We start from the raw sequence: 14062 nt of genomic DNA on the forward strand, positions 1-14062 counted from the left end.
ACCGCGTCATGTGTCTGACCGGCCAGCGCCACCATCTGCTCCGGAGTGACCGCTGTTGCGGTACGTTTCGAGCATGGTTGCGCGTTTCACTACACCCTCACCCGCCTGTCCGGCAAGCGCCGCGGCATGGATAAAAGCATTCTGACCCATCAGTTCGTCCATTTCAGCCGCAGAGAAGAGCCGGAAGGAGGGAATCTCCTCCTCGGCATCCGTTCCGAGCCTCCAGGCCTTGCGGGCCTGGTCAATCTTTCGCACGCCATCTGCGGCGGCGTCGGCAGCGTGAAACACGCCGACCGCTTCGCCGGTCCGCACGGCATTATCTACCTTCATCGCTCCGGAGATGAACTGTCCCGCCTTGCGAGCCATGCTCATCATCCCGACCAGATCAGTCACCAGCAGGCGTTCGACCATCAGGCCCAGATCGGGCTCGGCCTTCACGTCCCGCTTGAGAACCCTGGCGAAGAGCTTGCGTTTGATCGCGAGCTCCACCAGATCCCGTTCCGCCTTCACCCAGCATCCACGACCGGGTAATTGCCGCTTCAGATCCGGCACAACCTGCCCCTGCGGGCCGGCAACGAACCGGATCAGTTCATGAGGGTCGAAGGTCTTGCGGCTCACGATACAGGTACGATCGTTCACCACGAGTTCCTCTTCATCCGCTGCGTGATCACGGACGTCAGCCGCCGCAATCATTGTTCGGCAGCGGCGTCCGCCTCCTCGTCAACGGCCTCTTCTTCAAGAGCAGCCTGTTCGCGAGCCAGATCTTCCTGCGTGATCCAGCCAGCAGCCAGGCGCGCCTGCAGGACCATGTTTTCCGCTTCCACGCGGGAAACGTCGAACTTGGAAAACAGGCCTTCGAATTTCTTGGTCTCGCCGTCCTTGCGCTCGGACCAGCCGACCAGATCGTCTGCGGCGCAACCGGCGAAATCCTCGACAGTCTTGATACCGTCTTCACCGAGCGCAACGAGCATCTTGGCCGTCAAGCCATCGATCTGGCGCAATTCGTCGGATACGCCGAGTTCACGGCGCTTTGCATCCATTTCGGCTTCGATCCGGTCGAGATATTCGCGAGCACGCGTCTGGATCTCGTTTGCCGTATCTTCGTCGAAACCGTCGATGGAGGCGATTTCGCCAAGTTCAACGTAAGCCAGTTCCTCGACCTGCGCAAAGCCTTCGGACGCCAGAACCTGACCCACCATTTCGTCGACGTCGAGAGCATCCATGAACAGGTTCGTGCGCTCGTTGAATTCCTTCTGGCGGCGCTCGGATTCTTCCTGCTCCGTCATGATGTCGATATCCCAGCCCGTCAGCTGCGAGGCAAGACGAACGTTCTGGCCGCGACGACCGATGGCGAGCGAAAGCTGCTCGTCCGGCACCACGACTTCGATGCGTTCTGCATCTTCATCGAGAACCACCTTGGCCACTTCCGCAGGCTGCAGTGCGTTGACGATGAACGAAGCCGGATCGCCCGACCACGGAATAATATCGATCTTTTCGCCCTGAAGTTCGCCGACGACCGCCTGAACACGGCTACCGCGCATACCAACGCAGGCGCCGACCGGATCGATCGAGCTGTCGTTCGAAATGACAGCAATCTTGGCGCGAGAACCCGGGTCGCGAGCAACCGACTTGATCTGGATGATGCCGTCGTAGATCTCCGGCACTTCCATGGTGAACAGCTTCACCATGAACTGCGGATGGGTACGCGATAGGAAAATCTGCGGGCCACGCTGTTCGCGGCGGACGTCGTAAACGTAGGCACGAACGCGGTCACCATAGCGCATGTTTTCGCGCGGGATCATCTCGTCGCGGCGAATAATGCCTTCGCCACGGCCAAGGTCGACGATGACATTGCCGTATTCGACGCGCTTGACCGTTCCGTTGACGATTTCGCCGACACGATCCTTGAATTCGTCATACTGACGATCGCGCTCGGCTTCACGGACCTTCTGCACGATAACCTGCTTGGCAGACTGTGCAGCGATACGGCCAAAATCCATCGGCGGCAGCGGATCGGCAATGAAGTCGCCGATCTTGGCATCGACGTTACGGTCGCGGGCCAGAGCGAGCGGAATCTGGGTCGTGTAATCTTCCGCATGTTCCACGACTTCCAGCAGGCGCTGAAGGCGGATCTCGCCCGTCTTGGAATTGATGTCCGCGCGGATATTGCTTTCCGTGCCGTAACGCGAACGAGCGGCCTTCTGGATAGCATCGGCCATAGCGGCCAGCACGATTTCGCGGTCGATGACCTTTTCGCGCGCCACTGCATCTGCGATTTGCAGAAGTTCAAGCCGGTTCGCACTCACTGCCATTGTCGTCAGTCTCCGTCGATCGATTTTGTCTGTGCCCCAACCCGAAGAGGGTGAAGGTCTTGAAACGTGTTGTCTTACTCTTCGTCAGCGTCGTTCTGGTTCGCGGCTTCCGCCTTGGCCAGTTTGTCGGCGCGCAGGGCGTCGCGGATCAGATCATCCGTCAGGATCAGCTTGGCTTCCGCCAGAGCCGTGAACGGAACACGCAGGCGGGGCTCTTCCCCGTAGCCGATCTGGTCGCGCTCCAGCGTGAAGCCTTCGTCGTCTGCCTCGGTAATCTTGCCGCGAAAACGCTTGCGGTTATCCAGCAGGATGGAGGTCTCGCATTTCACGATATGACCGGACCAACGGGCAAAATCAGACTTGCGAACCATGGGCCGGTCGATTCCGGGCGACGATACCTCCAGATGATACGCCTTATCGACGGGATCTTCCACATCGAGAACCGGAGAAATCGCCATCGAAACCTGCTCGCAGTCTTCAACGGTCATCGTACCGTCGTTGCGCTCGCACATCACCTGAAGGGTCAAACCGTTGAGGTTCAGCAAACGCACCCGCACAAGACGAAAATCCATCGCGTCGAGAGTGGGTTCAATGATTTCGGCGATCCTGAGATCGAGGCCCGTCTCGACTATGAGACGCGGTTCCTTCTGGTTTTCCTGCATATGGTCTTCCGGCTTTGCTCGCACAAGGGCGAGAACGTCGCGTGCATCGACCGCCTAACAAAAAAGAGCGGGTCCGGTGCGGCCCCACTCTTCATCTGACGATCAAGAATTTGAACTCTCTATACCGCTTAAGCCCCGTGAATGCAAGGGTTGCGGTCAGAGCCGCCAAAGCCTCTCGATTTGCGCTTGTTAGAGGTGGCTAGCACGCTAAGTTAGTCAGCCTAAACAAATCAGCATGAGGTTCAACGTGCCCGAGCGCATTTCATCCTTTGCGCCCTTCCGTCACCAGACCTTTCGTGAAATCTGGCTCGCAAGCGTCGTTTCCAATTTCGGCGGTCTGGTGCAAGCGGTCGGTGCCGCCTGGATGATGACGGCGATCTCCAGTTCGGAAAACATGGTGGCGCTTGTTCAAGCCTCGCAGGCTCTGCCGATCATGCTGTTTTCTCTGATTGCCGGGGCGCTGGCGGACAATTTCGACCGTCGGGCGATCATGATCTCCGCACAAGGGTTCATGCTCATTGTCTCGGTTTTTCTGGCTGTGTTTGCCTGGGCGGATCTTTTGACGCCTTGGCTGTTGCTGGCCTTCACCTTCCTCATCGGCTGTGGAACGGCGCTCAACAATCCATCCTGGCAGGCTTCGGTCGGGGATCTCGTCCCTCGTCCGGTCCTTCCCGCCGCGGTCTCCTTGAACAGCGTCGGCTTCAATATCACCCGCAGTGTCGGCCCTGCCATCGGCGGCATTATCGTGGCCTCTTTCGGAGCGGCCGCGGCCTTCGCCGTCAATGCCATGAGCTACATCTCCCTGATCTTTGCCCTGTCGCGCTGGAAGCCCGAAACACCGGACAACCGGCTTCCGCGCGAGACGCTCGGAAGAGCGCTTTCGGCGGGCTTTGGCTACGTGGCCATGTCTCCGAAGCTCATCAATGTCCTGTTTCGCAGCCTCCTCTTCGGCGTCTCCGCCAGCGCCATTCTGGCGCTGCTGCCGCTGGTCGCGCGAGATCTTGTCGTGGGTGGTCCGCTGACTTACGGTCTGATGCTCGGTGCCTTTGGCGTAGGTGCCGTGATCGGCGCCCTTTTGAATGCGCGCATTCGCGAAACATTTTCGACGGAGATCATCGTGCGCATCGCTTTCACCGGCTTCGGGGTGAGCGCTGTAACCGCTGCGCTCTCATCCTCGACGCTCCTGACCTGTGCAATCCTTACGATCCCTGGGGCGTGCTGGGTTCTGGCGCTTTCGCTGTTCAATACAACGGTGCAACTGTCCACACCGCGCTGGGTGGTCGGGCGCGCACTTTCCTTTTACCAGACAGCGACCTTCGGCGGTATCGCCCTGGGCAGCTGGCTCTGGGGCATGCTGGCGGAAACCTATGGCGTCTCAACCTCACTGATGATTGCCAGCCTTGCCATGGTCTTCGGCGCACTGTTCGGCTGGCGTTTTGCGCTTCCATCCATGGAAGCTCTGAACCTCGATCCGGCCAATACCTTCCGCGAACCCTCGCTTCGGCTCGATCTCCAGCCAAGAAGCGGCCCGATCGTTCTGCTCGTTGACTATACGGTGCGCGAAGAAAACGTGCCCGCCTTCCTGGCGCTGATGTCCGAGCGACGCCGCATCCGTATTCGTGACGGTGCGCGTCAGTGGGCCCTGATGCGGGACCTTGAGAACCCGGATATCTGGACGGAAACCTATCACACGGCCACCTGGGCGGATTATGTGCGTCATAATCAGCGCCGCACCAAGGCGGATGCGGAGATCTGGACCCAGATCCGGGCGCTCCACGCGGGGCCGGACGGTCCACGTGTCCATCGCATGCTGGAGCGGCAGGCCATACCTCCCGATCACGCCCGTGAGGATGTCTTCCACAAATCGGCGCTCGATCTCCATTGACCTTGTCGCAACATCCGGAAAACCCGCATGACCGAATATCGCAGAGCCGAAGAGACAGACCTTACCGCCATCGTCGCCATGCTTGCCGATGACGCTCTGGGCCGTACCCGTGAAGTGATATCCGATCCGGTCGACCGACGGTATGTCGATGCATTGCATGCCATTCAGGCGGATCCAAACCAAATGCTAGCAGTCGCCGTCGATGGCTCAGGCGATGTCGTAGGATGCCTGCAGATCAGCTTTCTGCCTGGGCTTTCCCGCCTTGGCCTCTGGCGCGGCCAGATCGAAAGCGTGCGGGTGGCGGCAAGCCAGCGCGGCAAGGGCGTCGGGCACGAGATGATTCGCTGGGCCATCGAAGAGTGCCGCAAGTGCGGCTGCGGCGCCGTTCAATTGACCTCCGACAATCGCCGGGAGGATGCGCATCGCTTCTATGAAAGCCTTGGCTTCGAGAAAAGCCACGTGGGCTTCAAATTAGCGCTCTGACTTATCTCAGCTTCGCCTTGAGGTTCTGATCGGGAAAGCAGGTGGGCGCCATCCCGTTCTTCGCCTGCCAGTCACCAATCGAGCGGCGGGTCTTGAAACCTGCCAGCCCATCGGCCTTGCCCACGTCATAACCTTTCGCCTGCAAGCTTTTCTGCATGGCCAGCACATCTGAACGCAACATCTTCCCCGTGGGCTTCCAGCCAGCCTGAAATGGACCTGCTCCATTTGCGATGCGGTCCGAGAGATTGCCGATGAAGAGCGCGTAAAGATCGGAGTTGTTATATTCCTTCAGCACGTAGAAGTTCGGCATCACGATGAATTCCGGGCCATTGCGACCGGCAGGCACCAGCATCATACCATCTACCTTTGCCTCATGTGCTGGAAAGCCTTTGCCGTTGACGCGGGAAATTCCGAGCGAAGCCCATTGCGAGATCGGCTTGGCGAGATCCGGCCCCTCCTGCGCACATGAAACCTGAGCCGGGATCATCACCTCGAAGCCCCAGTCGCGGTCGCGCTGCCAGCCCTTCAGCACCAGATAGTGTGCGATGGATGCGAGTGTATCCGGCACGGAATCCCAGATATCGGCCTTGCCGTCGCCGTCGAAATCGATCGCATACTTTGCGTAACTCGAAGGCATGAACTGCGGCTGGCCCAATGCGCCGGCCCAGGAACCCCGCATACGCTCCGGCGTGATGTCGCCGTGCTGGATAATGCGCAAAGCGTCGATCAACTCGGTGCGGAACATGTCCTTGCGGGTTGACATGAAAGCCTTTGTTGCCAGCACATCCAGCGCCGCAAAGGGCAATTTCGCACGCCCATATCCCGACTCGCGGCCCCAGATCGCAAGAATGATCGACCCCGGCACACCATAGGTCTGTTCTACCTGGCGCAAGGTCGCAGCATGCGTCTGCGCCAGCGAACGCCCAGTCATGGCCAGGCCTTGCATGCGTTGCTCGGAATAATAGGCGCCGGGTGAGGCAAATTCGGCCTGGGTTTGATCCTGTGCCTTCGGCGGCGTGGTGCCCGGTGGAACAAGGTCCGGCAGGTCCCATTTCAATGAAACGCCTTTCAGCGCCGCATCGATGGTAGAGGCGGAAACGCCGGCCTTCTTTGCTTCCGACGTGATATCCCGGCTAAGCCATTGGCGAAATTGCTGCTCAACCTCGGCCTTGGAGGGAGCCGCCAGCGCAGGCATGGGAAGGGCGAGTGCCATCAATGAGAGGCAGAGTGTACCAAGTTTCCGGATCATCCACGCCTCCTCAAATCGCCGTTCTTGCACGTAACGCTGCCGTCAGCGTACCCTCGTCCAGGTAATCCAGTTCCCCACCCACGGGAACGCCGTGCGCAAGACGGGTGATTTTCACGGGAAGGTCTGACAGGCGGTCCGTGATGAAATGCGCGGTCGCCTGGCCTTCCACGGTCGCATTGACGGCCAGAATGATCTCGCGAATGCCGCCTTCGCTCACACGGTCAACAAGGCTCTTGATGTTGAGATCGTCAGGCCCCACGCCATCGAGCGGCGAAAGCGTTCCGCCCAGCACATGATAGGCCGCGTTCATGGCGGCTGCCCGCTCAAGCGCCCAAAGGTCCGATACATCCTCCACGACGATGATGACGGATTGATCGCGCCGCTCGTCGGTACAGACAGTGCAAGGGTCGCTCGTATCCACATTGCCGCAGCGGGAACAGACCTTTACCTTGTCATAGGCCTCGCCCAGCGCATGGGAAAGCGGGCCCATCAATTGCTCGCGCTTCTTGATGAGATGCAGCGCCGCCCTACGTGCGGAGCGGGGGCCAAGACCCGGCACCTTCGCGAGCAGTTGAATGAGTTTTTCGATTTCGGGACCGGTAACACGTTTTGCCATGAGGCGCTTTTAGACGATAAGTGCCCCACCTGAAACCTGATTGGGTTTCGACCCTAAACATTTTATCGAGCAGCTGCGCGTTGACCGGCCACAAGGATAGCCAGACCGAAAGGGATGATTGGCATGGTAACTAGAGATTGTCCGATCGCAAGCAACATATAGGGATGGAAACTTGTGAGCATAGCGATGGGTAACAAACCCAACAGGAAGATCGCTAATCCCAACCAGGAGAGTGCGTTCTTTCGGGTTGGGATAAACCACCAAAGTACCAGCGCTAGAAAAAGAAGTGCAAACAGGATTCCCAAAATGTCCTCCCAAAGCTGCGATGATGCCATCCAAGATGGTGCAATGTAGGGGATCATACAACCCTGTTTATATGTGCGGCTGAGGTTGAGCGAATAATTATGTCAAGATTAAAGGAACATCTCTCATGAAAGTCAGCGCCGTCTGTCTCGGCCAGCCGGAAAAACTACCGGGCAAGAGCTACAAGAGCGGCATCAACAAGCAGCCGGTGGGCTATCCAGTCCATGTGGACGAGAACGGGCTGGTGGGTGATTCGATCTGCAACGACAAATATCACGGCGGCCACGAACAGGCGGTCTATCTGGAAGGCAGCGAGACGCTCCGCTGGTGGGCGCAGGAACTGCAAAGGGATCTGCCACCCGGGATTTTTGGCGAAAACATCGTAATCGATGGACTTGAGAATCGCGATGTCTGTGTGGGCGACCGCTTTCATCTGGCAGGTGGCGTCATTCTGGAAGCCACATCACCCCGCGTTCCCTGCAACACCTTCACAGCCCATATGAACGATCCAAAAATTGCCAAGCGCTACACCGCGGCGGCGCGACCCGGCATTTATTGCCGCGTGATCCAGACAGGGGTTCTTGCAGCCGGTGAAGACGTCGAATTTTACCCCTATCGGGGCGAGCGTGTCAGGATTGCCGAACTCATGATCTTTCAGCCAAAGCGGCTCAGCATCGAGCAGCGAAGCCGCTACCTGAGCGTTCCGCTGCATGAAGATCTCCAAGTGAAAATCAGGGCTCTCGCATAAAAAAAAGGGCCGCATCTGCGACCCTTCTTCGGAGATCAGAACGGCAGCTTCATGCCGGGAGGCAGCGGCAGACCAGCCGTCACGGCGGCCATCTTTTCCTGCGCCTGCGCCTCGCTCTTGTCCTTTGCATCCTTGTGTGCGGCAACGATAAGGTCTTCAAGAATCTCGACCTCGTCTTCCTTGAACAGCGACGGATCGATCTTGAGGCTGCGCAACTCGCCCTTGCCGTTCAGAACAACAGTCACAAGGCCGCCACCCGCCTTGCCCTCGACCTCAAGAGCGGCGATTTCCGCCTGCATCTTTTCCATCTTGGCCTGCATTTCCTTGACCTTGCCCATCATGCCCATGATGTCGCGCATCGTCTTGTCCTTCTCTTGTCGTTGTCAGATGTCGAGGTCGTCACCCGGCAGAATGTCGCCTTCGTCTGTTTCGATGATCGCCGGAGGTTGAGCCTCTTCCAACTCGTCCTCAACCGGCACCTTGATGCGAACGTCAATTATCCTGGCGCCCGGAAACTGAGCGAGAATGGCCGCGACATCCGGATCGGCTCGTGCATCCGTCTTGTGCTGTTCCTTGATCTGCGCTTCCGCCTCGGCCAGCGTCGGCTCGCCGCGCTCATTGGATAGCGTTACCCACCAGGTATTGCCGGTCCATTCTTTCAGCTTGGACGCCAGATCGCTGGCAATGGATTTCGGCGCATCCGGCTCCAGGCGAATCTCAAGCCGACCCGGTTCCAGTTTGACCAGATGAACGGATTGGCGAACGCGTGCCCGCAAAATCGGCTCCCGGTTCGCTGTGCAGAGGTCGGAGATATCGGCGATCGATCGGACATCCACCTTCGGCTGAGGCTGCGCATTTTCCTGCGGCCTAGTTTCCACGCGTCCGACCGGGGAGGGCTCAGCGCTGCTGGAGGGAACGGCCTGAAGCCGTGCCACCGGTTGTCCACCCGTTGCGCGGGCCTGCGGCGTTTCGATTGCGCGGGCGGCCGGTGCCGCAGACATGGAGGCAGAACTGCCAAGGCTGGCCCGGGCGCCGCCACCGGAACCGTTAGGCAGCATAGGCGCGCCGGCATTGCCCGAAGCCAGAAGCTCGGTGACGCGTCTCGCCGCATCCTCTGGCGAAGGAAGGTTCGCTGCATGGGCAAGCCGGATCAGCACCATTTCGGCAGCACCTGCCGGACGAGACGAGTTTTCCGTTTCGGGTATGCCTTTGAGCAGCATCTGCCACATGCGAGACAATGTGGTGACGGCAACGGCTGCGGAAAACTCCGCACCGCGAACGCGCTCCACTTCGCTCAGCGAAGCATCCTCGGCGGCTGCCGGAATATATTTGATCCGGGTCACCAGATGGGTGAAATCGGCAAGATCGGTCAGCACGACGACCGGGTTCGCGCCCGCTTCATACTGGGCAGTAAACTCCTCCAACGCTGCCGTCACGTCACCACAAACAATGTGCTCGAAGAGGTCGACGATACGCGCCCGGTCGGCGAGCCCCAGCATGCCACGCACGGTTTCCACCTGAACGGAACCGCCACCATGGGCAATCGCCTGATCGAGCAGAGAAAGGCCGTCACGGGCGGAACCTTCCGCAGCGCGGGCAATCATGGCAAGCGCTTCCGGCTCGAACGCGATCGCTTCCTTGCCGAGAATGGTCGAGAACAGGCCGACGAGATCAGCGGCACTGATGCGGCGCAGGTCGAAGCGCTGGCAGCGCGAGAGAACCGTAATCGGGACCTTGCGGATTTCCGTCGTCGCAAAAATGAACTTCACATGCTCCGGCGGTTCTTCCAGCGTCTTCAGCAAGCCGTTGAAGGCTTGTGTCGAAAGCATATGCACTTCGTCGATGATATAGACCTTGTAGCGCGCCGATACCGGACGATAGCGCACCTGCTCGATGATCTCGCGAATATCGTCGATGCCGGTATGGGAGGCAGCATCCATCTCGATCACATCGACATGGCGGCCTTCCATGATAGCCTGACAATGCTCGCCCGGAACACGCAGGTCGATCGTCGGCTTATCGATGTCAGTGGTCTTGTAATTCAGGGCTCGCGCCAGAATGCGCGCCGTCGTGGTCTTGCCCACGCCACGAACACCCGTCAGCATATAGGCCTGCGCAATCCGGCCGGTCTCAAAGGCGTTGGTCAGCGTCCGTACCATCGGCTCCTGGCCGACCATCAGGTCGGAGAAATCCTTCGGGCGATATTTTCGCGCCAGAACGCGGTAGGCGGCTTGGGTGGAATTCGTCAGGCCCGCATCACTCATCAGGTGTCACTCATCCTGTACCGCCAGTCTGATGGAAGCCTTGGTGGGGCCAATTCATCTCCGGTCAGTTCATTTATCGGGCATTAGCGGGAAGCTGGCCGAACACTGACCGTAAGATAGATTAGGTGGGAGGCTGGCACGGCGACCCGTGCCGGGCTCGTTAGGGCTGCTTCCTTCCGGACCTGACCCGGTTGGCGAGTGGCTCGTCCACCACCAACCTCCCGAGGCCACATATCGTCGTTTCCCGAACCAAATGCAACCCCCCAAACCAAATGCGAGCCAAGCCCTGAAAAAACTGCTAGCAAGACTATCGATGCAGGAGAGCCACGTGAATCGATTTGTGCTGGACGCCCGACTGGAAAAGGATTCTGAACTCGTCACCACGCTTGGCCTCTGCCAGTTGCGTTTGCTGAAAGACAGCCGCTGGCCTTGGTTGATGCTGGTTCCACAGCGGGCGGATAAGACCGAGATCTTCGAACTTACGCCGCTCGACCAGACGATGCTGACCTTCGAGACCAATCTGGTTGCAGAAGCCTTGAAGACCGTGACGAAGGCTCGCAAGATCAATGTGGGCGCCCTCGGCAACATCGTTTCGCAGCTTCACGTCCATATTGTCGCAAGGCAGGAAGGTGATCCCAACTGGCCCGGTCCGATCTGGGGTCATGGCTCTGCCACGCCTTGGGCAGACGATGCCAAACAAAACTTTCTGACCAATCTGAATGAAGCCCTCGCATCATGACACTTTCCATTTTTGAAACCCGTGCGCCACACGATGAGCCAAGCAAGCTGACCGCATTTTCCGGAAACCGGCTGAACCGGGACGCCGAGCATCGTACCGACGATTGCCTGGAACAGGCGCTGGGCATTCCAGGGCAAACGCTTCTGGTCATTGCTGGCGGCAAGGTCGTCCTCAAGCGGGAGGAGCCGGTTCCAGGCGCGTTCTTTTGGCGTGACGAGATCGCGGACCTGGGGCCGGACGAGGACAATGCCGTTCTCCTGGGCTACACGGTGGATGGAGCGCCACGCATCGCCATGCCGATTCGCGCTCCCATGGAAGAGCTTGAAGCACGCTTCCGATTGACCGATGGCCGAAGCGCCTTCCGGGACGGTCTGCTGGATGAGGAAACGCTTGGCATCATCGCCCAGGGCATCAGTCTGGTTCACTGGAACGGGGCCAACCTGTTCTGTGGCAAATGCGGAACGAAGACGGTCAGCCAGCAGGGCGGCTACAAGCGCAGCTGTCCGAACTGCGGACATATGATGTTTCCGCGCACGGATCCCGTTGTCATCATGCTGACGGTCGACATCGAGCGCGATCTGGTACTGCTGGGTCGCGGGCATCACTTTGCCCCCGGAATGTATTCGACACTTGCCGGTTTCGTTGAGCCCGGCGAGACGATCGAAGATGCGGTTCGCCGCGAAACCTTCGAGGAAGCGGGCATTCGCACCGGCCGCGTTCGCTATCATGCCTCCCAGCCATGGCCCATGCCGCATTCGCTGATGATCGGCTGTTACGCCGAGGCGCTCGACCGGGACATCAATCGCGATGAGCAGGAGCTGGCAGACTGTCGCTGGTTCACCCGGGACGAGATCGCCACCATGCTGGACGCCGATCCTGCCGGAGAGGGCCCGTTCAGTCCGCCACGCGGGGCGATCGCCCACCGGCTGATGCGCGACTGGGTGGAGTGGCAGAGGTAAGAGAGGCCAATGACAGTCAGTGAACCGCCATCACCTCGTCCTCCACCGCTTCAGGCTTGCGACGTGTAAACTGGTGTACCGCCAGCGAAACGCCAAGGATCTGCAGAAGGGCACCCAGGCTCTCGGTTATCGTGGGCCATCGCCCATCCATCATCAGCCCGAAGATGAGGCCGAAAACTGTCTCGGCAATGATGAGTTGCGCCGTCAAAGCGAGCGGCAGGCGGCTGGATGCAATGCTCCAGCACCACGTGGCAAGCCATGAAGCGGCAATGCCAAGCACGATGGCCCAGAGGAAGAAACGCGTTACCGCTTCGGCTGGTGCAGTGACATAAGCATTGGAGGCTAGGGGGATCAGCATCCCTGCACCGATCAGGCAGCCGATACCATGCAGTGTCGTCCAGTCGATAGCGCGCGGCGGATTTGCCGAGCGCATGACCTTTGCATTGAAAATGCCATAGACGACCCAGACCAGAAGGGCCGCCACGGCGCAGCCGATACCGGCGGCCATCATCTGCCGACCCTCGACGTCCAGCCCTTGCAGATGCTCGGCGTTGACGATCAGGATCCCGCTGCCGATCATCACGAGCGGCAGGCCGATCCTGCGCCACGAAATTGATTTGTCGATGAGATTGGCGAGCACTGGCAGCATAATCGGGGTGATGCCGATGATCAGCGGCGGCACCACGGATCCGGCCCAGAGCACAGCCTGCGATGCAAGCGCAAAATAGGCAACATAGCCAATGAGGCCTAGCACCGAGCCGGCGAGCGCGTGCCGCCACTCGATGTTACGCGGTCGAAAATGGGGATGCGCCAGCGATATCAGGCAGGTCAGCCCAAAAATCGCATAGCGGGCAATCGTGATCTCCCACAGCGTGAAGGGGTGCACCAGCCGCGCGGCAACGAAGGTCAGGCCCCAGACGGCACAGGTAAAGAGGCCGGTGAGCAGACCAAGCAGCATGACGCGACCGTCACGCCGCGTTCAGGGTGCCGCGCATCGGATGCCCGCGATAGACGCCAAGAACGCGAACCTTCTCGGAAAAGAACCGGAGTTCCTCCAGCGCGCGGCGCACCGGTGCATCATCCGGATGCCCCTGGATATCCGCATAGAACTGGGTCGCGATGAACTTGCCGCCAATCTGGTAGCTTTCCAGCTTGGTCATGTTGATGCCATTGGTGGCAAACCCACCGAGCGCCTTGTAGAGTGCCGCCGGAATGTTGCGGACATTGAAGACGAAGGTTGTGACAAGAACGTCTTTCTCGTCGCGGCGTGTCGTCCAGTGTTCGTCGCGGGACAGGACGACGAAACGCGTGACATTGTGCTCGGAATCCTCGACGTTTTCCTGCAGGATATCGAGACCGTAGAGGCTGGCTGCAAGCCGTGGCGCCAGCGCCGCCATGCTGCGGTCCCCCCGTTCGGAAACCAGCTTGGCAGCACCCGCCGTATCTCCGGCCACAACGGCCTTCCAGCCGTTTGAGCGAATGATCTTGCGGCACTGACCAAGCGCGTGGATATGGCTGTGAACGGTGCGAATATCGTCATGCTTCACGCCGGGCAGAACCATCAGCTGGAAGCGGATCGGCATGAAGTATTCGCCGACGATATGCAGGCGCGATTCCGGCAGGAGATGATGGATATCGGCAACGCGGCCTGCCAGCGTATTCTCGATCGGGATCATGGCGAGATCCGCATCGCCGCTTTCCAGAGCCACGAAGGCATCTTCGAAGGTCGGGCACGGCAAGGGCTCCATTGTCGGGAACATGTCCCGGCAGGCCATGTCCGAGTTGGCGCCGAAATCGCCCTGAAAGGCGATGCGATTTGTGGTCTGAACCATCTGCTTTTCC

14 protein-coding genes and 1 other RNA gene are annotated in these 14062 nt (G+C 59.4%); 5 read left to right on the forward strand and 10 right to left on the reverse strand.

What is annotated here, in order from left to right; translation table 11 throughout:
• Positions 1-6: 6 nt before the first annotated feature.
• The 3 genes from MUU53_RS06985 to rimP form a co-directional block, all read right to left on the reverse strand.
• On the reverse strand, positions 7-693 hold the full coding sequence (locus tag MUU53_RS06985) for an RNA-binding protein (RefSeq protein ID WP_247260264.1): 687 nt from the start codon (positions 691-693) through the stop codon (positions 7-9).
• On the reverse strand, positions 690-2312 hold the full coding sequence (gene nusA / locus MUU53_RS06990) for a transcription termination factor NusA (protein ID WP_062554985.1): 1623 nt from the start codon (positions 2310-2312) through the stop codon (positions 690-692). The genes MUU53_RS06985 and nusA overlap by 4 nt, the downstream gene beginning before the upstream one ends.
• Positions 2313-2386: 74 nt before the next feature.
• On the reverse strand, positions 2387-2974 hold the full coding sequence (gene rimP / locus MUU53_RS06995; protein ID WP_062554986.1) for a ribosome maturation factor RimP: 588 nt from the start codon (positions 2972-2974) through the stop codon (positions 2387-2389).
• 235 nt (positions 2975-3209) lie between these two features.
• On the opposite strand from rimP, the gene MUU53_RS07000 reads away from it, so the two are divergent.
• Both MUU53_RS07000 and MUU53_RS07005 read left to right on the forward strand, forming a co-directional pair.
• The gene (locus MUU53_RS07000) at positions 3210-4859 is read left to right on the forward strand and encodes an MFS transporter (RefSeq protein WP_281435028.1); all 1650 of its coding nucleotides are present in this window, start codon (positions 3210-3212) and stop codon (positions 4857-4859) included.
• A gap of 27 nt (positions 4860-4886) precedes the next feature.
• Positions 4887-5342 carry a GNAT family N-acetyltransferase gene (locus MUU53_RS07005; protein WP_247260266.1) on the forward strand — a complete coding sequence of 152 codons (456 nt, stop codon included), beginning with the start codon at positions 4887-4889 and terminating at the stop codon, positions 5340-5342.
• Between the two features lies 1 nt (position 5343).
• Here MUU53_RS07005 and MUU53_RS07010 read toward each other — a convergent pair whose 3' ends face one another.
• Complete coding sequence (locus MUU53_RS07010; protein WP_377307189.1) at positions 5344-6591, reverse strand: lytic murein transglycosylase; 1248 nt, start codon at positions 6589-6591, stop codon at positions 5344-5346.
• 10 nt (positions 6592-6601) lie between these two features.
• Positions 6602-7207, reverse strand: coding sequence for a recombination mediator RecR (gene recR, locus MUU53_RS07015; protein WP_165133554.1), 606 nt, complete (start codon positions 7205-7207; stop codon positions 6602-6604).
• Between the two features lie 430 nt (positions 7208-7637).
• On the opposite strand from recR, the gene MUU53_RS07020 reads away from it, so the two are divergent.
• The gene (locus tag MUU53_RS07020; protein ID WP_247260267.1) at positions 7638-8258 is read left to right on the forward strand and encodes an MOSC domain-containing protein; all 621 of its coding nucleotides are present in this window, start codon (positions 7638-7640) and stop codon (positions 8256-8258) included.
• Positions 8259-8293: 35 nt separating this feature from the next.
• Here MUU53_RS07020 and MUU53_RS07025 read toward each other — a convergent pair whose 3' ends face one another.
• The 3 genes from MUU53_RS07025 to ffs form a co-directional block, all read right to left on the reverse strand.
• Positions 8294-8617, reverse strand: coding sequence for a YbaB/EbfC family nucleoid-associated protein (locus tag MUU53_RS07025; protein WP_062554991.1), 324 nt, complete (start codon positions 8615-8617; stop codon positions 8294-8296).
• A gap of 24 nt (positions 8618-8641) precedes the next feature.
• A complete protein-coding gene (locus MUU53_RS07030; protein ID WP_247260268.1) occupies positions 8642-10522 on the reverse strand; it encodes a DNA polymerase III subunit gamma/tau in 1881 nt (626 codons plus the stop codon).
• Positions 10523-10647: 125 nt separating this feature from the next.
• Positions 10648-10744, reverse strand: an RNA gene (ffs, locus tag MUU53_RS07035) — signal recognition particle sRNA small type.
• Positions 10745-10850: 106 nt separating this feature from the next.
• Between ffs and MUU53_RS07040 the strand changes: the two genes are divergently transcribed.
• Together MUU53_RS07040 and nudC are read left to right on the forward strand one after the other, a co-directional pair.
• Positions 10851-11261: an HIT domain-containing protein gene (locus tag MUU53_RS07040; RefSeq protein WP_247260269.1), complete on the forward strand. Its 411-nt coding sequence runs from the start codon at positions 10851-10853 to the stop codon at positions 11259-11261.
• A complete protein-coding gene (gene nudC / locus MUU53_RS07045; RefSeq protein ID WP_247260270.1) occupies positions 11258-12220 on the forward strand; it encodes an NAD(+) diphosphatase in 963 nt (320 codons plus the stop codon). The genes MUU53_RS07040 and nudC overlap by 4 nt, the downstream gene beginning before the upstream one ends.
• 16 nt (positions 12221-12236) lie before the next feature.
• Here the strand turns inward: nudC and MUU53_RS07050 are convergent, their stop codons facing one another.
• Positions 12237-13178 carry a DMT family transporter gene (locus MUU53_RS07050; RefSeq protein WP_247260271.1) on the reverse strand — a complete coding sequence of 314 codons (942 nt, stop codon included), beginning with the start codon at positions 13176-13178 and terminating at the stop codon, positions 12237-12239.
• Between the two features lie 10 nt (positions 13179-13188).
• Positions 13189-14052: a prephenate dehydratase gene (locus MUU53_RS07055; RefSeq protein ID WP_247260272.1), complete on the reverse strand. Its 864-nt coding sequence runs from the start codon at positions 14050-14052 to the stop codon at positions 13189-13191.
• Between the last annotated feature and the right edge of the window lie 10 nt (positions 14053-14062).

It is taken from the genome of Affinirhizobium lemnae (genome assembly GCF_022968395.1).
In the GTDB taxonomy this organism is placed as follows: domain Bacteria; phylum Pseudomonadota; class Alphaproteobacteria; order Rhizobiales; family Rhizobiaceae; genus Neorhizobium; species Neorhizobium lemnae.

Excerpts from the sequence above, each read along its gene's own strand:
- MUU53_RS07010 (WP_377307189.1), bottom strand. The coding sequence starts at position 6,591 with ATGATCCGGAAACTTGGTACACTCTGCCTCTCATTGATGGCACTCGCC.
- MUU53_RS07000 (WP_281435028.1), top strand. The coding sequence starts at position 3,210 with ATGAGGTTCAACGTGCCCGAGCGCATTTCATCCTTTGCGCCCTTCCGT.
- MUU53_RS07055 (WP_247260272.1), bottom strand. The coding sequence starts at position 14,052 with ATGGTTCAGACCACAAATCGCATCGCCTTTCAGGGCGATTTCGGCGCC.
- MUU53_RS06985 (WP_247260264.1), bottom strand. The coding sequence starts at position 693 with ATGATTGCGGCGGCTGACGTCCGTGATCACGCAGCGGATGAAGAGGAA.
- MUU53_RS07050 (WP_247260271.1), bottom strand. The coding sequence starts at position 13,178 with ATGCTGCTTGGTCTGCTCACCGGCCTCTTTACCTGTGCCGTCTGGGGC.
- rimP (WP_062554986.1), bottom strand. The coding sequence starts at position 2,974 with ATGCAGGAAAACCAGAAGGAACCGCGTCTCATAGTCGAGACGGGCCTC.
- nudC (WP_247260270.1), top strand. The coding sequence starts at position 11,258 with ATGACACTTTCCATTTTTGAAACCCGTGCGCCACACGATGAGCCAAGC.
- MUU53_RS07025 (WP_062554991.1), bottom strand. The coding sequence starts at position 8,617 with ATGCGCGACATCATGGGCATGATGGGCAAGGTCAAGGAAATGCAGGCC.
- recR (WP_165133554.1), bottom strand. The coding sequence starts at position 7,207 with ATGGCAAAACGTGTTACCGGTCCCGAAATCGAAAAACTCATTCAACTG.
- MUU53_RS07030 (WP_247260268.1), bottom strand. The coding sequence starts at position 10,522 with ATGAGTGATGCGGGCCTGACGAATTCCACCCAAGCCGCCTACCGCGTT.
- nusA (WP_062554985.1), bottom strand. The coding sequence starts at position 2,312 with ATGGCAGTGAGTGCGAACCGGCTTGAACTTCTGCAAATCGCAGATGCA.
- MUU53_RS07005 (WP_247260266.1), top strand. The coding sequence starts at position 4,887 with ATGACCGAATATCGCAGAGCCGAAGAGACAGACCTTACCGCCATCGTC.
- MUU53_RS07020 (WP_247260267.1), top strand. The coding sequence starts at position 7,638 with ATGAAAGTCAGCGCCGTCTGTCTCGGCCAGCCGGAAAAACTACCGGGC.